Here is a 19,408-nt window from a genome sequence, read left to right as displayed (position 1 = left end):
CCATGCCCGCCTCCCGGACCGTGGCCGTCATCCCCGCACGCCATGCCAGCACCCGCTTCCCTGGCAAACCGCTCACCCTCATCGCCGGTCGCCCCATGGTTGAACACGTCTGGCGCCGCTGTCAGGAAGCCCGCGCGTTCGACGAGGTGTGGGTGGCCACCGACGACGCGCGGATCCGCGACGCGGTGGAGTCCTTCGGCGGCCGCGCGGTGATGACCAGCCCCGCCTGCCCCACCGGCACGGACCGCATCGCGGAGGTGGCCCGCGCACGTCCGGACGTGGACGTCTGGGTGAACGTGCAGGGCGACGAGCCGCTGGTGGACCCCGCCGCGCTCAAGGTGCTGGCGGACCTCTTCCGGGACGACGCCGTGCGCATGGGCACGCTGGTGCGGCCCCTGGAGCCGGACGAATTGGAGAACCCGAACGTGGTGAAGGCCGTGCTCGCCCTCAACGGCGACGCGCTCTACTTCAGCCGCGCCCCGGTGCCGCACGTCCGCGACCCCGGCGCCCCCCTGCACCGCTGGGCCCACCTGGGCCTCTATGGCTACCGGCGGGACACGCTGCTCCAGCTCGCCACGCTCAGCCCCACCCCGCTGGAGGAGGCGGAGAAGCTGGAGCAGCTGCGCGCCCTGGAGCACGGCCTGCGCATCCGCTGCGCCCACGTGTCCTGGCGCACCGTGGCGGTGGACGTGCCGGAGGACGTGGCCCGCGTGGAGGCCCTGATGCGCGAGCGCGGCTGAGCCCCGCCCCCCGCGTCCCCGCTCAGATGACCGGCAGCGCGGCCGGCTCGTCGCCCCGGGGGAAGGCGGCGTCGATGCGCTGGAGCTCCTCCGGGGTGAGCTTCAGCGAGGCCGCCTTCGCGTTGTCGCGCACGTGGGCCACGTCGCTCGCCTTGGGAATGGCGAAGAGCGACGGCCGGCGCACGAGGAACTGGAGCGCCACCTGATAGGGCGTCGCGCCGTGCGCCCGCGCGATGTCCGCCAGCACCTTGCCTCCGGCGCTGGTGGGCGACGGGAAGTGCCCGTTGCCGAAGGGGCTGTAGGCCACCACCGCCACCCCCTGGGACTCGCACCACGGCACGACGGCGTGCTCGATGGCACGCTCCCCCAGGTGATACAGCACCTGGTTGCACGCGATGCGCCCCTTCCCCGCGATGGCCAGGGCCTCCTCCAGCTCGTCCACCGCGAAGTTGCTCACGCCCCAGGAGCGGATCTTCCCCGCCTTCACCAGCTCCTCGAACGCGCGCACCGTGTCCTCCAGCGGGTGCGACCCGGGCCAGTGCAGCAGGTAGCAGTCCAGCCTGTCCGTGCCCAGGCGCCGCAGGCTGCGCTCGCAGGCGGCCACCGTGCCCTTCCGCGTCGCGTTGGACGGCATGACCTTGGAGACGAGGAACACCTCGTCGCGCCGGCCCGCGATGGCCTTCGCCACGAGCGCCTCCTCCACCCGGCCCTGCCCGTACAGCTCGGCGGTGTCCAGGTGCGTGAGCCCCAGGTCCAGCCCGGCGCGGAGGGCGCGGAGGACCCCGTCCGCGTCGTCGTCCTCCATCTGCCAGGTGCCCTGTCCGATGACCGGCACCGCCACCCCGGTGTTGCCAAAGACGCGCGTCTCCATGGCACCTCCCTCGCGTGGAACGGGCCCTGGAATACCACCCAGCTCCGCTGGCTGCATCCCGGCCCTGCACCCAGGGTCCGGGCTGCGCTTACCCGGACAGTCCAGTAGGCTCCGCGGGTGACTTCTTCCGTTACCGCTCCGACACCTTCCCGACGCCCCTCGGGCGTCACCGCCCGCCGTCTGCTGTCGCTGGCCCGCCCCGAACGGGGGACGCTGCTGCTCGCCACGGTCTTCCTGCTCATCAGCAGCGGCGCCAGCCTCGTGTATCCCCAGGGCGTCCGCATCCTCATCGACGAGGCCCTCAACGCGAAGAACCGCGACCTCATCGACCGGTCCGCGCTCATCATGCTGGCCGTCTTCGTGGTGCAGGGCATCGCCACCGCGCTGCGCTACTACTACTTCAGCACCGCGGGCGAACGCGTGGTCATGCGCCTGCGCCACGACTTCTTCCGGCGCCTCATGGACCAGGAGGTCGCCTTCTTCGACACGCACCGCACGGGGGAGCTCACCAGCCGGCTCGCCTCCGACACCACCGTGCTGCAGAACACCGTGAGCGTGAACATCTCCCAGGGGCTGCGCAACGCCGTGCAGGCGCTGGGCGGGCTGGGGCTGCTCTTCTACACCTCGCCCTCCCTGACGTTCCTGATGCTCGCCATCGTCCCCCTGGTGGCGGTGGGCGGCGTGATGTACGGCCGGCGCGTGCGGGGCCTGTCGCGCGACGTGCAGGACGCGCTCGCCAAGGCCAGCGAGGTCGCGGAGGAGAGCCTGTCCGGCATGCGCACCGTGCGCTCCTTCGCGGCGGAGCCGTCGGAGGTGGCCCGCTACGGCGCCACCGTGCGCCACGCCTTCGAGGTCGCCCGCAACCGCGCCCGTCAGTCCGCCGCGTTCCTCGGCGGCGCCAGCAGCGCGGGCTACGTCGCGGCGGTGGTGGTGTTCTGGTACGGCGGCCGGCTGGTGGTGGACGGCGAGCTCACCGTGGGCGCCCTCACCTCGTTCCTCATCTACACGATGCTCGTCGCCCTCTCCCTGGGCTCCCTGGCGGACCTCTGGGCGGACTTCATGCGCGCCTCGGGCGCCGCCGAGCGCGTCTTCGAATTGATGGACCGCGAGCCCGCCATCGCGCCGGACCAGGGTGAGCGCCCCGCCACCATCGAGGGCCGGGTGGACTTCCAGGACGTGCGCTTCGCCTACCCCACGCGCCCGGACGTGCCGGTGCTCCAGGGCATCGACCTCACCCTCCAGGCCGGCGAGGTCGTCGCCGTGGTGGGCTCCTCCGGCGCCGGCAAGTCCACGCTCGCGGGCCTCCTGTCCCGCTTCTACGACCCGCAGCAGGGCCGGCTGCTCCTGGACGGCCGCCCGCTGGCCTCGCTGGACCCCAGCTGGCTGAGGCGCCACGTGGGCATGGTCGCCCAGGAGCCCCTGCTCTTCTCCTGCTCCATCGCGGACAACATCCGCTACGGACGCCCGGACGCCACCGACGCGCAGGTGGAGGCCGCCGCGAAGGCCGCGCACGCGCACGACTTCATCCAGCGCTTCCCGGAGGCCTACGCCACCACCGTGGGCGAGCGCGGCGTGCAGCTGTCCGGCGGCCAGAAGCAGCGCGTCGCCATCGCCCGGGCGGTGCTCAAGGATCCGCGCATCCTCATCCTGGACGAGGCCACCTCCGCCCTGGACGCGGAGAGCGAACACCTGGTGAAGGACGCCCTGGAGCGGCTGATGCAGGGCCGCACCACGCTCATCATCGCCCACCGCCTGTCCACCGTGGCCAACGCCCAGCGCGTGCTGGTGCTGGAGGCCGGCCGCGTGGTGCAGAGCGGCACGCACGCCACGCTGATGACGCAGGATGGCTTGTACCGCCGCCTCGTGGAGCGCCAGGTCGTCGCCGCCTGAACGCTCGTTCCCCGAACGAGCCCCCACCCCGCCGTACCGTGGCGGAAAATTGTCGCGCGCATTATCTCTGCTGCCGCAAGAAAGGAGGTGATGCCTTGAACGACAGCATGATCAAGGCGTCTACCTCCGTCGCGGTGGCCGGCTAGCGCAGCGTCACCCCGGCGGATGTCGACGCCCGTGGTACCGAGTCGCCCCCGTCCTTGCCGACGGGGGCGACTTTTTTCGTCCCCTCCCATCCCGGGAATGTCCTCGCCATCCACCGGTTCGTGCCGCCGGGGGGGAAGCGCCGTCCACGACTGCCGTGGCCGCCTGCCGGAGAAATTCCGTGTCCATCACACCGTGTCCCATCCCCCTGCCTTCCGCTCTCCGTGACGAGGAGACGGTGGATGACCAGCGCAACCTTTTTTGTCCCAACTACGACGCCTGCCTGCATCAGGTCGTGAAGAAAGGCTGGGAAGGCTGGAGTTGCCGGGGGTGCGACCTGCGCCGCTTCCGTGTGGGCCAGCCGACCGCCCAGCAGTTCGCGGTCGCCCGTCCGGGGGGTTGGGACGCGCAGTGAAGGGCTGACCTCACCGGTCAGGGCCAGCCGGCCATCCAGCCGGCAGAGATTATTTGACGCCCCCTGGCCCTCTTGGCAGGAAGGGACATGCGCTCCAAGAAAACCAAGTTCATCTTCGTGACGGGCGGCGTGGTCAGCTCGCTGGGGAAGGGACTGGCCTCCGCATCCATTGGCGCCCTCCTGGAGAACCGCGGGCTCGACATCACGCTCATCAAGTTGGATCCCTACATCAACGTGGATCCGGGCACGATGAGCCCCTTCCAGCACGGCGAGGTCTTCGTCACCGAGGATGGTGGCGAGACCGACATGGACCTGGGCCACTACGAGCGGTTCACCCACGCCCGGATGAGCCGCCTCAACAACTTCACCTCCGGCCGCATCTACAACGCGGTCATCACCAAGGAACGTCGCGGTGAGTACCTGGGCAAGACGGTCCAGGTGATTCCCCACATCACGGATGAGATCAAGGCCAGCATCCGCCAGGCCTCGCAGGACGTGGACGTCGTCATCGTGGAGGTCGGCGGCACGGTGGGCGACATCGAGTCCCTGCCCTTCCTCGAGGCCATCCGCCAGATGCGCTACGACGTGGGCAGCCAGAACGCGGTCTACATCCACCTGACGCTGCTGCCGTACATCGGCGCGGCGGGCGAGGTGAAGACCAAGCCCACCCAGCACTCGGTGATGAAGCTGCGGGAGATTGGCATCCAGCCGGACTTCCTCCTGTGCCGCACCGACCGGGAGATCTCCCGCGAGCTGAAGGACAAGATCGCGATGTTCTGCAACGTGGACAACGGCAACGTGTTCACGTCCCCCGACGTGCGCAGCATCTACGAGCTGCCCCTGGAGCTGCACCGCCAGGGCCTGGATGAGCGCCTGGCGGAGGTGCTCAACATCTGGAGCCGCGCGCCCCACCTGGAGAAGTGGGAGACCATCGTCCGGAAGATCTACGAGCCCGCGCGCGGGGAGGTCACCGTCGCCATCGTGGGCAAGTACGTGAACCTCACGGAGAGCTACAAGAGCCTCAACGAGTCCCTGCTCCACGGCGGCATCGCCAACGACGTGCGCGTGCGCCTGCGCTTCGTGGACAGCCAGGACGTGGAGGCGCAGGGCCCGGAGACGACGCTCGCGGGCGTGGACGCGGTCCTCGTCCCCGGCGGCTTCGGCGTGCGCGGCACCGAGGGGAAGATCGCCGCCGTGCGCTACGCGCGCGAGAAGAAGCTGCCGTTCTTCGGCATCTGCCTGGGCCTCCAGATGGCGGTGGTGGAGTTCAGCCGCACCGTGCTGGGCCTCAAGGGCGCCAACAGCCTGGAGTTCGACGAGCACACCGCGCACCCCGTGGTGACGCTGATGGAGAGCCAGGTGAAGGTGCAGGACAAGGGCGGCACCATGCGCCTGGGCAGCTACGCGTGCGCCCTCAAGCCGGGCAGCGTCGCGCACAAGCTCTACGCCCAGGACGCCATCCAGGAGCGCCACCGGCACCGCTACGAGGTGAACAACGCCTACCGCGGCCGGCTCCAGGAGGCGGGGCTCGTCATCTCCGGCCACAACCCGGAGCTGAATCTGGTGGAGATGATCGAACTGTCGGATCATCCGTACTTCGTCGGCTGCCAGTTCCACCCGGAGTTCAAGAGCAAGCCCTTCGCCCCCCACCCCCTCTTCTCCGGCTTCATCGGCGCGGCGCTCGCCCAGCGGGACGCCGCCCACGGCCAGCCCCCCGCCACCCCGGTGCGCGCATGAGCCCCACGCCCTCCATCCAGCTGTGCGGTCACACCGTCGGCCCCGGCCAGCGCCTCTTCGTCATCGCCGGTCCGGACAGCATCGAGTCCGAGGAGATGGCGCTGCGCCACGCGCACCTGCTCAAGGACATCACCACCCGGCTGGGCGTCCCGTATGCCTTCAAATGTTCCTATGACAAGGCGAACCGGACCAGCGGCAAGTCCTTCCGCGGCCCGGGGCTGAAGGAAGGCCTGCGCATCCTGGACCGCGTGCGACGGGAGGTGGGAGTGCCCGTCCTCACGGACGTCCATGAAACCAGCCACGTCGGGCCAGCCGCTGAAGTCGTGGATATCATCCAGATACCCGCGTTCCTCTGCCGGCAGACGGACCTGGTGGAGGCGGTCGCCCGTTCGGGCAAGGGGGTGAACTTGAAGAAGGGACAGTTCGTGGCCCCCAAGGACATCGTCCACTCGGCGAGGAAGGCCGTGGAGACAGGCAACCCCAACGTGCTCGTCACCGAGCGGGGCTCCTCCTTCGGCTACAACAACCTCGTCGTCGACATGCGCGGCCTCGCCCAGATGCGCGAGGCGGGTCTCGTCGTGTGCATGGACGCCACCCACGCCGTGCAGCTGCCCAGCTCCAGCGACGGGAAGACAGGCGGCGAGCGCAGGTTCGTCTCACTGCTTGCCCGGAGCGCGGCGGCTGCCGGGATTGACGCTTTATTCACAGAAGTCCACGAAGACCCCGACCGTGCCCTGTGTGACGGTCCCTGCTCGCTCAATCCACAGATGTTCGAGGACGTGGTACGAGATGTGCTCAGCATCCGCCGCGCGCTGGGCCACGAAGCAGGTTGATGGACGCGAAAGGTGAGGAGGCCATGCAGACGGAAGCGCCTTCCAAGCCGGGCAAGGAAGAGCTGACGTCCCGTGCGTCGCGCGTGCGCTTGCTCGTGTTCGACGTGGACGGCGTCCTCACCGACGGCGGGCTGTATTACGGCGACAACGGCGAGGCGATGAAGCGCTTCAACGTGAAGGACGGCCATGCGCTCGTCATGGCCCGTCTGGTGGGGCTGCCCGCCGCCATCCTCACCGCGCGCACCTCGCGCATCGTGGAGGCGCGCGGGCGCGAGCTGGGCCTGGCCGCGGTCTTCCAGGGCCGCAAGCAGAAGGGCCCTGCCCTCCAGGAGCTGCTCGCCCAGCTCCAGGTGCCCGCGGACGCGTGCGCCTACATGGGCGACGACCTCAACGACCTGGACCCCATGTCGCTCTCCGGGCTTTCCGCCTGTCCGGCGGATGCTGTTCCTGAGGTGCGCCAGGAGGCACACTTCGTTACGCAGAACGTGGGCGGTCACGGAGCCGCCCGGGAGCTGGTCGAGCTGTGCCTCCGTGCCAGTGGCCGTTGGGATGACGCCGTGGGTCTGATGCGAAGCACAGGTAAACGCAGCACGTCGTAGGGTGGGTTGATCAAACCCCGCATTCAAGGTAGGTGTTTATTTCCATGGCTAGTGGAACGATGCAGTCCGAGGGGAGTACGGCGATGACGGACCAGCTCTACACGACGCACGACATCAGTCGGTTGCTTCAGGTGGACCCGTCGACGGTGAGCAAGTGGATTGACCGCGGCATCCTGATGGCCTTCCGCACGCCGGGTGGCCACCGCCGGGTGCGTTCGACCGACCTGCGCACCTTCCTGGTCACCCACCAGATGCCCGTGCCCGAGGAGCTGGGCAGCAGCACGGTGCGCCTGCTTGTCGTGGACGACGAGCGCCCGGTGCTGGACGCCATCAAGCGCGCGTTCAAGCCGCACGCGAACCAGGTGGAGCTTCAGACGACGACGAGCGGCGTGGAGGCGCTGCTGCTGGTGTCGGAGCAGAAGCCGCACGGGATGATCATCGACCTCAACATGCCGGATATCGACGGCATCGAGGTCTGCAAGCGCATCCGCGCTCGCAAGCAGATGGAGGGCGTGCGGCTCATCACCATGACGAGCAATCACACGCCTGACGTCGTGGAGCAGTCCAAGCAGGCCGGCGCGGTGGCGTGCCTGGCGAAGCCGCTGGACGTGACGCAGGTGATGGAGCTGTTCCGGGTGCCGCTGGCGCTCAACACCAGCGCTACCCGCAAGTGAGGGGACGGGGGCTTCCGCCAAGCCCAACGCGGAAGCCCTCGGGTCGACAGGATGCTTGCGGGAGTCGCCGCGCCTCGCTCACGCGAGGGCAGCGGCCTCCCTGTTGGTTGATGCCTGCGCATCAGCCCATGGCGTTGATGCATGCGCATCAACCCTGGACCTTCACCTCGACGACGCGGGGCTTGGTCTCCTCGCGGCGCGGCAGGGTGAGGGACAGCACGCCGTTGTCGTAGCGCGCCTCCACGCGGGTGGCATCCACCGTGTCCGGCAGGCGGAACTGGCGCGCGGCGACGCCCGTGGCGCGCTCCTGGCGTCGCAGGGTGGTGCCCTCCGCCACGGCCTCCGCCTTGCGCTCGGAGCGCACGGTCAGCACGCCATCCTCCACCTTCACCTGGATGGACTTGGCGTCATGGCCCGGCAGGTCGATGCGCAGCGTGATGCCGGACTCGGCCTCCAGGATGTCCGCCGCGGGCGTCACGGTGCGCTCCGCGTTGTCGCGGACGCCGGGCGAGGCCAGCTCGCGGAAGAGGAAGTCGAAGTCGCGCAGCAGCGGCAGGGCGACGGCGGCGTTGTAGGGATTGCGGGCGTTCAGCATGGTCTTCTCCTGTTCGTGACGTCCGTTCGGACGCACGTCGTGCGGGTTCACAGTCGTTGTTGAATGAGCGGCCGTGCCCCGTCCCGGTGTTCCGGCGGGGCCCGGCGGCGCCTCACAAGACTCAAGAGAACCATGCTTCGGGACGTGTCAAGCAACGGCCCCGGCCGTCGCGGCGCCTCCGTGGAAGGCCCCGCGCCCGCCTGCCTGCTCCCCGGCCGGAGGGCCGTTCGCGCGCGCGTCAGTCGTCGTCGCGGCCCAGCGTGACGACCGCGCCGTCCTCGTCCCGGGTCACCCGCACCTCCCAGGGCCGGCAGCAGACGGGGCAATCCTCCACGTAGGACTCGGCGGAGGCGCCCAGTGAGTCCACGTCGACTTCCACCTCTTCACCGCAGTACGGGCACATCTGCGCAGCGGCGTCCGCGAAGGGCTGCATGGTCCCAACCTCCTTGCTCGCAGGGCATGTTCGGTGACGTGGACTGAGCGTCCGCGCCATCAGACGCTAGAATCCCCACCCCATGGCTCCCCCTTCCCGGAATCGCATCGCGGACATCCTCGTCAAGGCGCGCGTCATCGACGAGTTGCAGCTTCGCAGCGCGCTCGCGTCCCTGGACCAGTGGGGCGGACGCGTGTCGCGCGTCGTCGCGGACCTGGGGCTGGCGTCCGAGGAGACCATCACCCAGGCCATCTGCCAGGGCCTGGGAATGCCGCGCGTGCAGCTGGGCAACCTGACGAAGGACGCCGCCGCGCTCGCGCGCGTGGACGTGGGGCTCGCCGAGCAGAAGGGCGTGTTCCCGGTGCAGCTCAAGGACAACGGGAAGACGCTGGTGCTGGCGATGTCCGACCCCACGGACCTGGCCACGCTGGACCAGGTGGCGGCGCGCAGCCGCGCTCGCGTGATTCCCATGGTGGCGGGCGACCGTGAAATCGAGCACGCCATCCTGCGCCACTACCGCGGCCAGGAGCCGGTGGAGAAGAAGCGCTTCAAGCCCGACACGCGCCAGCAGCAGGCCTCGGACGAGTTCCCGGAGGAGGAGGAGTTCAAGGTCGTCGACATGAGCGGCAAGACGGTGGTCAAGCGCATCAGCGACATCGTCGACCCGAACGCGGCGCCCCCGGCGGCGGCCGCCGCCCCCGCCGCGCGCGCCGCCCCCGCGCCCGCCGCGAGCGCGGGCTCCAGCGCGTCCGACATCCTGGATGAAATCCTCGCGGGCGGCTCGCCCACCTCCGAGTGGACGGAGGAGGACCTCGCCCGCCTGCAGACGGTGCAGCAGAACCAGGAGAAGAGCTCGAAGATCCTCCGCGCCCTGCTGGAGCTCATCTTCGAGAAGGGCGCCGTGCAGCAGCGCGAGCTGGCCGCGCGGATGCGCGTCTGACGCGCCCAGGCCCCGTCAGCGCAGGCCCACCGGGATGACCAGCTTCTCCGCGGTGTGCGTCTCGGAGAACTTCGCCACCTTCACCACCGTCAGCCCGCTGGCCTTCGCCGCGCCCATCACCTCGCCGTCGGTGAGCCGCGACGCCTTGCCCTTGGGCCGCACGACCCAGATGGCGCCATCACGCTTGAGGCCCTGCTGAAGGGCCGTCAGCCGCTCCAGGTCGGAGGCCGTCTCCACCGCGAAGAAGATGATGTCGCTGTCCTTGCCCACCCGCGTGGACGGGGCGGCGCCCACCTTCGCGGTGAGCTGCTCCCGGAAGGCCTCGTCCTTCATCCCCACGGTCGCGATCTTCTGGCCCGCCTTGACCCCCAGCTTGTCCAGGAGGCTGCGCGGGTTCTTCAGCTTGTGGGCCCACTTCCCGGTGAGCTCCGGGCCCAGCGCGAAGCTCGCCACGCCCTCCGCCGTGGACACCTTCAGCGTCCCCTGCTCCACCGTCACCCCGAGCACGTTCTTCACCGGGATGTTGAAGCGAAACGCGCCACGGAAGCTCAAGCCCTCACTTTCAAGGTAGGCCCTGCCCTCGCCGGATTTCCCCTGGAAGGAAACCTTGCACTGCGCCTCTGAACCCATGTGCCCCCCCGCGCATCACGTCGGCTGCACCGATTCACCGAACTTGCGGCCCAGCTCCTTCAAATACGCATCCATGTTGCGGTGATGCCCCATCACGAAGCGCGACACGAAGCGGTAGAACGGATGGGTCACCGAACCGTTCTCCGTGATGGACACCCGGCACCCCTCGGCGTGGGGCTCCGCCTTCCAGGTCCAGGTCCCACCAAACGGCAGCTGGGGATCCGCGATGCGCGTGACCAGCGTCGCCCCAGGAGGAGGCGCCACCTGCATCACCTCGGAGGGGATGGGCCCGCTCGAGTCCTCCACCAGGTAGACCGACCGGCCCTCCCTGTCCGGCAGGCGCTCCACGCGTTTGAGATTGGCATTCCATGAAGGCCATTGCGCGATGTCCGCGATCACCGGCCAGACCACCTCCGGCTGCTGCTTCAGGACAATGCTTCGCGTGGCGACATGGTCCTGGGGAAGGACTGCCCCAACGACAGCCATGATGCCAACCAGCCCCAGCAGCGAACCCAGGATGCCGACAATCCACATGACAATCCTCTTATTCACGAAAGATAGAGATAGACCAGACCCGCCGATGGCGTCAACCCGACGGGTTGGATGTCAGCGCAGCTCACTGCCCTGGATGCCGTGTTTGCGCATGAGTTCGAAGAAGGCCCGCCGCGCCTTGCCACTGGCCCTCGCGGCCTGAGAGATGTTGCCTCGATGGCGGCGGAGCGCCTCGGTGATGTAGCGCCGTTCAAAATGATCTATCAGGTCGCGCTTGGCGCGCTGGAATGTCAAATCCAGACGCATTCCAGGCAACTCCTCTTGCCTGTTGGATTCCGGATCCATCAGGTCGATGTCCTCCGGTTCGACAAGCCTGCCCAGCTGAAGCGCGGTGAGGTAGCGAACGACGTTCTCCAGCTCCCGCGCGTTGCCCGGCCAGGAGTACTCCTGAAGCCACTTCACCGCGCGGGGCGAGTATTCGGCCCGCGAGAGGCGGTAGGCCTCCGCGTAGTGTTCCGTGAAGGCACGCAGCAGGGGGAGGATGTCGGAGGGCCGCTCCTTCAGGGGCGGCACCCGCACGGGCACGACGCGCAGACGAAAGTAGAGGTCCGCGCGAAAGATTCCCCGGCGCACGGCGTCCTGCAGGTCCGCGTTGGTCGCGGCCACGATGCGCACGTCCGCCCTGCGCGTCCTGTTCTCCCCCAGCCTGCGGTACTCGCGCTCCTGGATGAAGCGCAGCAACTTCACCTGGCTCACCAGCGCCAGGGAGTCCACCTCGTCGAGGAAGAGCGTCCCGGACTCGGCGCTCGCGACCAATCCCTCGCTTTGCAGGCGCGCCCCGGTGAAGGCCCCCGACACGTGGCCGAACAGCTCGTTCTCCAGCAGCTCCGCGGGCAGCGCCCCACAATTGATGGCGACGAACGCACCGCGCTGCCGGCTCTGCTCGTGCAGGAAGCGCGCATAGCGCTCCTTGCCCACGCCCGTGGGTCCGGTAATCAACACCTCGGTGAGGGTGGGGGCGACCTTCGTCAACTGCTCGAGCACCCGTCGATGCTCCGGACTCCGACCAACCATTTCCATGAGGCTCTTCGATTCGGCGTCGCTCGAAACATCCCCGGCACACGCGCCGGGCGTCATTGCCAGTGGACCTCCCCGACCTTCTCGTACGGGGATGCTCGCGAAACTTCCCGCCGCCCCCAGGATCCGCGCCAGGAGCGGGCCGTCTCTTCCGGCTCAGGGCGCCGGGCCCTTTTCCACATCCACCTTGAGGGCTCTCAGGGCCGAGGCGCGCCAGAGCTCTCGCAAGCTCCGGATGCCGGGCCCGACCGGGCCTTCTCCCTTCTTCGGGAAGCGCTCGGGGCCCACCAGGAAGTGCGCCATCATCCCTCCCGGATAGCGCCCCGCGTTCGTGACGTGCGGGGACGAATGACAGTGCAGCGGCCAGTCCCCCGGGTTGTTCGCCACGAACACGATGTCCACCCGCTCCCCTGGCCCCAGCGTCACCGTGTCCATCAGGGCCGGGTCGGTCAATGGCTGTCCATCCTTGTGCGTCACCAGGAACTCATGCCCATGCAGGTGCATGGAGTGCGACAGCGCTCCCGCGTTGATGAAGCGCACCCGCACGACGTCCCCCAGGCGCGGATGGAAGGACTCCGTCTCCGGATAGGAGCGGCCATTGATGGTGAAGATGTCATAGAGCCCGGAGTCGCGCGGATGCCCCGGCGTGCCCATGTCCGCGTAGTCGCGGTTCCACTCGTCGAGCAGCATCACCAGGTCCTGGTCCACCGCGGGCTCGGCCGTGCGGGGGAGGATGATGAGCGCCCCGCTCATGCCTCGGTCCAGGTGCTCGTTGGTGTTGACGTGACAGTGGTACCAGTGCGTCCCCGCCGGCCGCGCGATGTATTCGTAGGTGTAGCTCTGGCCCGGCGGGACGGGGTTCGCCCAGACGGGGAGCTCCATCCCTTCGTGGGATTGCCCCGCGGGGTGCGGATGGGGAGCGCCATCCATCCGGTGCGGCACCCAGAGGCCGTGGGAGTGGAGGGAGTGCGGGTTGGAGGTCTCGTTCACCAGGCGGATCCGCACCCGGTCCCCTTCCCGCGCCACCAGCGTGGGCCCGGGGATGCTCCCGCCAAAGGACCAGACCTTGTACATCGTGCCGTCCGCCAGCCTCAGCTTGCGCTCGCTCACGACGAGCTCGTATTCCCAGACCGCCTGACCGTTCTCCATCCGCGGCTTCAGCTTCGCGCGCAGCAGGTCCAGCCGGGCGGAAGGCGGTGGCAGGGTCTCCTCCATCAGCTCCTCCTGCGATTGGGCATGCCCCGGACCTCCCGCCCACAGCAGGACCAGCGCGACACAGGAGAGCCGCAGGGCCTTGGCAATGGCTGTCATCGCGTCAGACCGCCGCCATGACCAGGGCGGAGTGGATGCCCGAGAAGCCATTGCTGAGCTTCACCAGGTGGCCGCACGCCGCTGCGCGGCCCGCGTGCGCCAGATAGTCCAGGTCACAGCCCGGTCCTGGCTCGTCCAGGTTGATGGTGGGGAAATGGAACTGGTGGCGCAGGGAGAGCGCGCAGGCAGCCACCTCCAGCGCGTTGGACGCCCCCAGCGCGTGCCCCAGCATCGCCTTGAGCGAGTTGACGGTGATGGCTCGGGAGCGCGCCCCCAGGACGGCCTTGATGGCGTTGGTCTCACACAGGTCGTTCTGGGGCGTGGAGCTGCCGTGCGCGCTGACATGGTCGATGGCCTCCGGAGGCAACCGCGCGTCCTCCAATGCCAGCCGCAGGCAATGCGCCAACGACAGCCCATCCGCCGCCAGCTGGGTCATGTGGTAGGCATTGCTGGAGGACGCGAAGCCGGTGACCTCCGCGTAGATGGGCGCCCCACGCTCGCGGGCGTGCTCCCGCTCCTCCAACACCAGCAGCGCCGCCCCCTCCGCCAGGACGAAGCCGTCCCGCTGGCGGTCGAAGGGGCGGGACGCGGCGGTGGGAATGTCGTTGCGGCGGGTGGTGGCGCCAATGACGTCGAAGGAGGCGAAGACCATGGAGGTGAGCGGAGCCTCCGCTGAACCCGCCAGGGCCACGTCCGCCACGCCGGTGCGCACCAGGTCGAACGCCGTGGAGATCGCATCCAGCGAGGCCGTGCACCCGGTGGACACCGTCAGCACCAATCCCTCGCAGCCACAGCGGGCCGCCAGCTCGTCCGCGACGGTGTGGAAGGAGAGCTGCCGGAGCAGGGCCGGGGGCGCCACGGACGGCGCGCCGAGCTCCCCCCGCTCGCGTCGCAGGAAGGCCGCCTCCACTTCGATGGGCGCGCCCACCGCGTTGCCCAGGACGAGCGCGGAGCGGGTCTCATGCAGACTTCGCAGGTCCGCGTCCTTCAGCGCGAGGTCCAGCGCCAGCTCCGCCAGGAACGAGCGGCGGTCCGTGTGGCGCCGCTCATCCTCGGGCAGCAACGCGTCCGGAATGCGGCCCGCCACCCGCGAGCGCAGCGTCTCCACCGGGAAGCCTCCCGGCAGCTCCGTCAGGGCCACCGTCCCGCTGCGGCCCTCGCGGATGCCGTTCCAGAAGGCCTGCCGGCCCACTCCCACCGGAGAGACCGGCCCCACCCCGGTGATGACGACACGACGACGGTTCGAGTTCATGGCTGGAGGTCTCCTCGCGAAGGGGCGGCCCCTCCGCTCAAGGTCATCACGTAGTCCGCGAGCAGCTCGATGTCCGGGCGGTCCAGGACGGCCCCCCAGGCGGGCATCAGGGACGACTTGCCCACCGCGCTCCCGCCGGAGCGGATGGCGGTGATGATGCTGTCGCGCGTGAGCATCCCCATCTCCTGCGCGGAGCGGTGGTTGCGCGGCGCCACGAAGAGGTGGCGCGCGTTGATGCCGCGCCCGTCGCCCCGCACGCCGTGGCACTGCGTGCACAGGAGCCGGTACAGCCGCTGCGCGCGACGCTTCGGCTCGGGCACCGTCTCCACCGCCACCCACGCCTCCGCCTTCACGACCGGAGCCTGCGCGGCGGCGGCGGGGGGCTGGGCCAGGTAGTCGACGATCGCGGCGATCTGATCGCTGCGCGCATCCGACCGGGGCATCAGGCTGCGCAGCCAGTAGCCCGGATCCGCGATGTACGCCGCCATCCACTCTCGCTCCAGGCGAGCACCGGCGGTGGACAGCTCCGGTCCGGACACCCCGCCCTGCCCTGCCCCGGACTGATGGCAGCCGCCGCAGGGCAACAGCTTGGAGAAGTGCACCTGCGCGCGGATGGCGCCGTGGGGCTCCGCGATGGGGTACGGGTTGAGCTCCCGCTTGAGCCCTCCCAGATGCGCGGCCACCTCCCGCGCGTCCTTCGCGGACAACGCCAGATGCGCTGGCAGACGGGCCACGTCCACCCGGTCCCCCTCCGCCGTGGGCACCACGTAGCGGTAGGGGAGCCAGCCCGCGGGCCGCACCCGGGTGGGCGCCTGGAGCCAGGACTCCACCCACTCCGGCCGCAGCCTCGTGCCCGCGTATGACAGGTCCGGCCCCTCGGCCTTCTCCGCGTCCAACACGTCGCCGGTGCCGGCGGGCCGGGGGACATGACAGCCCTGGCACCGGTCGCGAAACAGCGCCGCCCCCGGGCCCTCGGTGGCCCGCGTCCTCGCCGCGCGGGCCGGGCCCCCGGCCTTCGCGACGCCCGCCAGCAAGAGCCCCAACAGCAACGTCCCCCGCATCACGCGCTTCATGACGCCACTTCCGGGTCGAGGAAGGCCACCGGGCGGACCCAGCCTCCGCTGCCCCGGTGGACCTTGATGGGAAAGCACGCGACCCGGAAGCCCGCCGCGGGCAGGCGCTCCAGGTTGCACAGCTTCTCCATCACGCAGAACTCCGCCTCGCGGCCCACGAAGTGCGCCGCCCACACGGTGTCCGCCCCCTGCTCCTCCATCCGCCGGCGCATGACGCCATACGCGGGGTCGATGCTCCACGCGTCGGTGCCGAACACGCGCACGCCTCGCGCGACCAGCAGCCGGACCAGGTCCGCGGACAGCCCCCGGCCCCGGTCCGAATACCCCTCCTGCCCGAAGAAGGCCCCGGCGCCGGTGTGGAACAGGACGATGTCTCCCTCGACAATCAGGTGGCCCTGGCGCTCCTCCCAGTCCAGCAGCTCCTCGGGCGTCACCAGCGCGTCAGCGGGCCCCGCCTCCACGTCGACGCAGCACCCCTCGCTCCAGAACCACTCCAGCGGCATCTCGTCGATGGTGCGCGCGGGCACCCCGTTCACCCTGGGCGCGTAGTGGAACGGCGCGTCCATGTGCGTCCCCGCGTGGGTGATGGCGGTGATGCGTTCGCTCGCCCAGGCGCGTCCCCCCTCCAACCGCTGGGGATCCATGCCCACGAGGCTCGCCAGATGGGCGCCCCCCGCCTCGTGTGGCAGCCGCTCCAGCACCACCGGCACGCGCTCGCCCGGATTGGGGCCGAAGGGCGCGCTCAAGTCCACCAGCCGCGCGAAGCCGCTCATGGCTCGCCCACCTTCACCGCCAGCACCGCGTCCGGCGACTCCGGCGCCTTGACCACGTACTGCCCGGGCCGCTCGAACTTGAACGTGAACCGGTCTCCGGACTTGAGGAGCCCCGAGGACAGCAACTGGCCTCCGCCCTCGACCGTCAGCGCGTGCGTGGCGGTGGACACCGTGTGCCCGGTGTTGGGCGAGTCATACCGCCACCGCACGCTGTCTCCGGGGCGCAGCACCAGCTCCCTGCGGTCGAAGTACGGAGGGGTGTCGAGCACGCGCACCTCCACGTCGCCAGCGGAGGTGTTCGCGATGAAGTCGACCAGCCCCTGGTACGCGGACAGAGGGAACGGATGGAAGCGGGCCGCCTCCTCCCCCAGCGTGCGACGGATGCGCGTCAGCCCGTCGCGCACGTCCTGCTCCCCAAGCCGCTCCGCCTCCGTCACGAGCCGGTCCCGCACCTGCTGCCCCTCCAGGTCGACGGGCCGCAGGCGGGACAGCGCGTACTGGAGCGCGAGCCGTCCTGGCCGGTACTCGAAGCGGGACTCGACCGAGGCGCGCTGCCCCGCGCCATCCGTCGCCTGCACGCTGAGGATGTGGGGCCCCGGCGTGAGCGATACCAGCTCCAGGAACCCTTGCACGGGCGTCACCGGCACGCCGTCGATGCGGTACTCGGTGTCGCGCACCCCGGAGACGCGGTCGGTGATGCGCACCGACAGCATCGTCCGGCCTCCCTCCGCGACCCCCGCGGGAGAGAGCACCTGGATGGACGGGGGCGCCAGGTCCAGCACGCCCAGCTTCCCGGCGTACTGCTCGGAGAACCAGAGATTGCCCTGCTTGTCGAAGCCCAGACCGAAGGGCCGGGAGCTGCGCGCGGTGGGCGGCACCCCGGGCTCCAGGTCGGGCGCGCCCGTGGGCATCGGGAATGACGTGAAGGCCCCGGTGGACGGCCGGTAGCGCAGCGCCAGGTTCCCATCCAGCGCCAGCGTCCACACGTCACCGGACGGCGACACGGCGATGCCAGCGGGGCGCCGCGCCTCCGCGGGCACTTCGATGATCCGCGGCGTCTGCGCGTCCGGAGCCAGATAGCCCAGGCGGCCCTCCAGCTTGGCGAACCAGACGCCGCCTTGCGCATCCACCGCCAATCCCGCCGGTCCGCTGACGACGCCCGTGCTCTCCGTGCCCAGGCGCCACTCCCGGATCGCCCCCGTCGCGGGATCCAGGCTGCCCACGGTGTCGGTGAAGCCCTCCGTGAACCAGACCCGGCCGCTGCGCGCGTCGACCGCCAGCCCCGCGGGGCCCGACTGCCGGTTGGGCAGCGGATAGTTCCGGACGCTCCCGGACGCGGGATCCAACCGGCCCACCTGCCCCGCGAAGCGCTGGGTGAACCACACCGACCCGTCCGGCCCCAGCGCCACGTTGAAGGGCCAGGTGTTCTTGCCCTCCAGGGGGAACTCCTTCTTCTCGCGCGTGGTCCGGTCGAAGCGGATGAGCTTGTTGTCGTAGCTGGCGGCCACCCACACGGAGGCCTCGTGCGCCGTCCCCGGCGCGCCCACGGCCACCCCCACCGGCCGGCTCTCTGGACCGAACGGGAAGAGCTCCAGCGAGCCGTTGGAGAAGCGCGCCAGCTTGCCCGTCTTCGCCAGCGCCACCCACACCGCGTCCTGCTCGTCCACCGCGACGATTGCCGGGCCGCTGCCGGGATGATCCAGCGCGAACTCCTGGAAGTAGGGAGTGGGCATCCCCGCGGGGGCCTCCGGCGTCGGCTCCGAGGTGCCCTGCTTGCAACCCACCGCCAGCGCCAGCAGCGCCGCCGTCCACGTCCATCCTCCACGCTTCATTTCCGTGCCCCCCATGTGTTCGTCGTCCTCTCCACGTCCGGGTCCGCTGCCTTGATGCGCTCGAGGAGCCAATCCACCGACTGCGGAAGCCACTCGTGGACGCGGCTCGTGCCCACGTGCTCCGCGTTCCAGGTGCGCAGCTCCACGCGCGAGCCTCCCCACGCCACGAAGGCCTCCGCGTGCTCCGGGCCGAACAGGCGGTCCTGCTCCATGTGCAACAACAGCAGCCGTCCCTCCGGCGCCTTCAGTCCCCCCAGGTGGATGCGCGAGGCCAAGCCCTCCACCTCCGCATCGCCCCGGAGGTTGAACGACAGCGACAGCATCCGGCGCATGCGCTCCAGCGCCATGAGCGGTCCATCCATGCCAGCGTTGGGTGACACCGCCACGCCCGCCACGAAGCGCGGCTCGCCCGCCAGCGCACGCGCCACCAGGTGCCCTCCGAAGCTCACCCCCAGGGCGCCCAGCCCGCGCGCCATCAACCCGGGCTGCCGCGCGGCCCAGTCCGCGAGCGCGGGCGCCACCGCCTCCACCTCGAACAAGGGCGTCCGGGGCCGGGCGCCGAACGCCGCTGGCAGGTCCAAGGCCAGCACCGCCATCCCCCGGGCCAGCAGCGGCTCTCCAAAGGCATGCAGCTCCACCTCGCACAGCGAGTCCAACCCGTTGAACAGGACCACCAGCGGCGCCGGTCCCGTCGCCGGCAGGCGCAGGTAGCCCGTCACCGGTCCCCGTGGCGTGGCGAGCCGCACCGCGCGGCCCAGCCCCGGCTGCAGCGCGAGCGCCCGCCGGTACGCCAGCCGCGCCCGGTGGCGCAGCCGCAGCGCGCTCCGCCACCACGGCGTGCCGGACGCCACCAGGTGGAGTCCCAGCGACGCCGCCTGATAGGTGCTCGCCGTCCACAGCCAGGCCTGGGCCGCGGACCGCGCCCGCCCCTCGCGCGAGGCCTGATCCGCCAGCTGCCGCAGGTCCATGGCGGAGCCCAGGAGCGCCGCGGTCCACTCCTGGCCCGCATCCATCCTCCGGGTGGCCGCCTCCAGGGCGCCGAAGGGGACCCCCGCGAAGGCCGCCCGGAACACCATGAATCGACGTGGCTCCATGGC

General features: G+C 70.2%; 20 protein-coding genes. 8 read left to right on the top strand and 12 right to left on the bottom strand.

Annotated features, from left to right (window positions below):
• Window positions 1–2: 2 nt before the first annotated feature.
• Window positions 3–740, top strand: coding sequence for a 3-deoxy-manno-octulosonate cytidylyltransferase (kdsB, locus tag FOF48_RS00480; RefSeq protein ID WP_143897654.1), 738 nt, complete (start codon window positions 3–5; stop codon window positions 738–740).
• 22 nt (window positions 741–762) lie between these two features.
• Here kdsB and FOF48_RS00475 read toward each other — a convergent pair whose 3' ends face one another.
• Window positions 763–1,611, bottom strand: coding sequence for an aldo/keto reductase (locus FOF48_RS00475; RefSeq protein WP_143897652.1), 849 nt, complete (start codon window positions 1,609–1,611; stop codon window positions 763–765).
• A gap of 117 nt (window positions 1,612–1,728) precedes the next feature.
• Here FOF48_RS00475 and FOF48_RS00470 point away from each other — a divergent pair, with 117 nt between their 5' ends.
• The 6 genes from FOF48_RS00470 to FOF48_RS00445 all read left to right on the top strand — a co-directional run bounded on the left by FOF48_RS00470 (window position 1,729) and on the right by FOF48_RS00445 (window position 7,903).
• Window positions 1,729–3,501, top strand: coding sequence for an ABC transporter ATP-binding protein (locus tag FOF48_RS00470; RefSeq protein ID WP_143897650.1), 1,773 nt, complete (start codon window positions 1,729–1,731; stop codon window positions 3,499–3,501).
• A 325-nt stretch (window positions 3,502–3,826) separates the two neighbouring features.
• Window positions 3,827–4,060 (top strand): hypothetical protein, encoded by a 234-nt coding sequence (locus FOF48_RS00465; RefSeq protein ID WP_120560722.1) that lies wholly within the window; start codon window positions 3,827–3,829, stop codon window positions 4,058–4,060.
• A gap of 87 nt (window positions 4,061–4,147) precedes the next feature.
• The gene (locus tag FOF48_RS00460; protein WP_143897648.1) at window positions 4,148–5,797 is read left to right on the top strand and encodes a CTP synthase; all 1,650 of its coding nucleotides are present in this window, start codon (window positions 4,148–4,150) and stop codon (window positions 5,795–5,797) included.
• Window positions 5,794–6,630, top strand: a complete 837-nt coding sequence (gene kdsA, locus FOF48_RS00455) for a 3-deoxy-8-phosphooctulonate synthase (RefSeq protein WP_143897646.1) — start codon at window positions 5,794–5,796, stop codon at window positions 6,628–6,630. Before FOF48_RS00460 ends, kdsA begins: the two co-directional genes overlap by 4 nt.
• A gap of 23 nt (window positions 6,631–6,653) precedes the next feature.
• Window positions 6,654–7,229 carry an HAD family hydrolase gene (locus FOF48_RS00450; protein ID WP_186001785.1) on the top strand — a complete coding sequence of 192 codons (576 nt, stop codon included), beginning with the start codon at window positions 6,654–6,656 and terminating at the stop codon, window positions 7,227–7,229.
• Window positions 7,230–7,273: 44 nt separating this feature from the next.
• Window positions 7,274–7,903 (top strand): response regulator, encoded by a 630-nt coding sequence (locus tag FOF48_RS00445; RefSeq protein WP_143897642.1) that lies wholly within the window; start codon window positions 7,274–7,276, stop codon window positions 7,901–7,903.
• A 148-nt stretch (window positions 7,904–8,051) separates the two neighbouring features.
• Here the strand turns inward: FOF48_RS00445 and FOF48_RS00440 are convergent, their stop codons facing one another.
• Both FOF48_RS00440 and FOF48_RS00435 read right to left on the bottom strand, forming a co-directional pair.
• A complete protein-coding gene (locus tag FOF48_RS00440; protein WP_370456548.1) occupies window positions 8,052–8,495 on the bottom strand; it encodes an Hsp20/alpha crystallin family protein in 444 nt (147 codons plus the stop codon).
• Between the two features lie 241 nt (window positions 8,496–8,736).
• Window positions 8,737–8,931, bottom strand: a complete 195-nt coding sequence (locus FOF48_RS00435) for a CPXCG motif-containing cysteine-rich protein (RefSeq protein WP_143897638.1) — start codon at window positions 8,929–8,931, stop codon at window positions 8,737–8,739.
• Between the two features lie 82 nt (window positions 8,932–9,013).
• On the opposite strand from FOF48_RS00435, the gene FOF48_RS00430 reads away from it, so the two are divergent.
• Window positions 9,014–9,871 carry a general secretion pathway protein GspE gene (locus FOF48_RS00430; RefSeq protein WP_143897636.1) on the top strand — a complete coding sequence of 286 codons (858 nt, stop codon included), beginning with the start codon at window positions 9,014–9,016 and terminating at the stop codon, window positions 9,869–9,871.
• 15 nt (window positions 9,872–9,886) lie between these two features.
• Here FOF48_RS00430 and FOF48_RS00425 read toward each other — a convergent pair whose 3' ends face one another.
• From FOF48_RS00425 to FOF48_RS00385, 9 genes are all read right to left on the bottom strand, one after another.
• The gene (locus FOF48_RS00425) at window positions 9,887–10,423 is read right to left on the bottom strand and encodes a DUF3052 family protein (protein WP_143897634.1); all 537 of its coding nucleotides are present in this window, start codon (window positions 10,421–10,423) and stop codon (window positions 9,887–9,889) included.
• A 93-nt stretch (window positions 10,424–10,516) separates the two neighbouring features.
• Window positions 10,517–11,035 (bottom strand): SRPBCC family protein, encoded by a 519-nt coding sequence (locus FOF48_RS00420; protein ID WP_143897632.1) that lies wholly within the window; start codon window positions 11,033–11,035, stop codon window positions 10,517–10,519.
• A gap of 72 nt (window positions 11,036–11,107) precedes the next feature.
• Window positions 11,108–12,067 (bottom strand): sigma 54-interacting transcriptional regulator, encoded by a 960-nt coding sequence (locus FOF48_RS00415; RefSeq protein WP_161663637.1) that lies wholly within the window; start codon window positions 12,065–12,067, stop codon window positions 11,108–11,110.
• 159 nt (window positions 12,068–12,226) lie between these two features.
• Complete coding sequence (locus tag FOF48_RS00410; RefSeq protein ID WP_161663636.1) at window positions 12,227–13,381, bottom strand: multicopper oxidase family protein; 1,155 nt, start codon at window positions 13,379–13,381, stop codon at window positions 12,227–12,229.
• A gap of 4 nt (window positions 13,382–13,385) precedes the next feature.
• Window positions 13,386–14,633: a beta-ketoacyl synthase gene (locus FOF48_RS00405; RefSeq protein WP_143897627.1), complete on the bottom strand. Its 1,248-nt coding sequence runs from the start codon at window positions 14,631–14,633 to the stop codon at window positions 13,386–13,388.
• Window positions 14,630–15,706, bottom strand: coding sequence for a c-type cytochrome (locus FOF48_RS00400; protein ID WP_143897625.1), 1,077 nt, complete (start codon window positions 15,704–15,706; stop codon window positions 14,630–14,632). Before FOF48_RS00400 ends, FOF48_RS00405 begins: the two co-directional genes overlap by 4 nt.
• Window positions 15,703–16,479, bottom strand: a complete 777-nt coding sequence (locus tag FOF48_RS00395; RefSeq protein ID WP_143897623.1) for a cyclase family protein — start codon at window positions 16,477–16,479, stop codon at window positions 15,703–15,705. The genes FOF48_RS00400 and FOF48_RS00395 overlap by 4 nt, the downstream gene beginning before the upstream one ends.
• Window positions 16,476–18,311 carry a hypothetical protein gene (locus FOF48_RS00390; RefSeq protein WP_143897621.1) on the bottom strand — a complete coding sequence of 612 codons (1,836 nt, stop codon included), beginning with the start codon at window positions 18,309–18,311 and terminating at the stop codon, window positions 16,476–16,478. Before FOF48_RS00390 ends, FOF48_RS00395 begins: the two co-directional genes overlap by 4 nt.
• Window positions 18,308–19,405, bottom strand: a complete 1,098-nt coding sequence (locus tag FOF48_RS00385; RefSeq protein WP_143897619.1) for a S9 family peptidase — start codon at window positions 19,403–19,405, stop codon at window positions 18,308–18,310. The genes FOF48_RS00390 and FOF48_RS00385 overlap by 4 nt, the downstream gene beginning before the upstream one ends.
• Window positions 19,406–19,408: the final 3 nt, after the last annotated feature.

Origin of the sequence: Corallococcus sp. Z5C101001 (genome assembly GCF_007352635.1) — a bacterium.
Taxonomy (GTDB): Bacteria; Myxococcota; Myxococcia; order Myxococcales; family Myxococcaceae; genus Corallococcus; species Corallococcus silvisoli.
This window is presented reverse-complemented; position numbering and strand designations above follow the sequence as displayed.

What these genes read in the sequence shown, in the direction of transcription:
- kdsB (WP_143897654.1), top strand. Translation starts at nt 3, where the DNA reads ATGCCCGCCTCCCGGACCGTGGCCGTCATCCCCGCACGCCATGCCAGC.
- FOF48_RS00475 (WP_143897652.1), bottom strand. Translation starts at nt 1,611, where the DNA reads ATGGAGACGCGCGTCTTTGGCAACACCGGGGTGGCGGTGCCGGTCATC.
- FOF48_RS00460 (WP_143897648.1), top strand. Translation starts at nt 4,148, where the DNA reads ATGCGCTCCAAGAAAACCAAGTTCATCTTCGTGACGGGCGGCGTGGTC.
- kdsA (WP_143897646.1), top strand. Translation starts at nt 5,794, where the DNA reads ATGAGCCCCACGCCCTCCATCCAGCTGTGCGGTCACACCGTCGGCCCC.
- FOF48_RS00450 (WP_186001785.1), top strand. Translation starts at nt 6,654, where the DNA reads ATGCAGACGGAAGCGCCTTCCAAGCCGGGCAAGGAAGAGCTGACGTCC.
- FOF48_RS00445 (WP_143897642.1), top strand. Translation starts at nt 7,274, where the DNA reads ATGGCTAGTGGAACGATGCAGTCCGAGGGGAGTACGGCGATGACGGAC.
- FOF48_RS00435 (WP_143897638.1), bottom strand. Translation starts at nt 8,931, where the DNA reads ATGCAGCCCTTCGCGGACGCCGCTGCGCAGATGTGCCCGTACTGCGGT.
- FOF48_RS00430 (WP_143897636.1), top strand. Translation starts at nt 9,014, where the DNA reads ATGGCTCCCCCTTCCCGGAATCGCATCGCGGACATCCTCGTCAAGGCG.
- FOF48_RS00420 (WP_143897632.1), bottom strand. Translation starts at nt 11,035, where the DNA reads ATGTGGATTGTCGGCATCCTGGGTTCGCTGCTGGGGCTGGTTGGCATC.
- FOF48_RS00415 (WP_161663637.1), bottom strand. Translation starts at nt 12,067, where the DNA reads ATGGTTGGTCGGAGTCCGGAGCATCGACGGGTGCTCGAGCAGTTGACG.
- FOF48_RS00410 (WP_161663636.1), bottom strand. Translation starts at nt 13,381, where the DNA reads ATGACAGCCATTGCCAAGGCCCTGCGGCTCTCCTGTGTCGCGCTGGTC.
- FOF48_RS00405 (WP_143897627.1), bottom strand. Translation starts at nt 14,633, where the DNA reads ATGAACTCGAACCGTCGTCGTGTCGTCATCACCGGGGTGGGGCCGGTC.
- FOF48_RS00400 (WP_143897625.1), bottom strand. Translation starts at nt 15,706, where the DNA reads ATGAAGCGCGTGATGCGGGGGACGTTGCTGTTGGGGCTCTTGCTGGCG.
- FOF48_RS00395 (WP_143897623.1), bottom strand. Translation starts at nt 16,479, where the DNA reads ATGAGCGGCTTCGCGCGGCTGGTGGACTTGAGCGCGCCCTTCGGCCCC.
- FOF48_RS00390 (WP_143897621.1), bottom strand. Translation starts at nt 18,311, where the DNA reads ATGAAGCGTGGAGGATGGACGTGGACGGCGGCGCTGCTGGCGCTGGCG.
- FOF48_RS00385 (WP_143897619.1), bottom strand. Translation starts at nt 19,405, where the DNA reads ATGGAGCCACGTCGATTCATGGTGTTCCGGGCGGCCTTCGCGGGGGTC.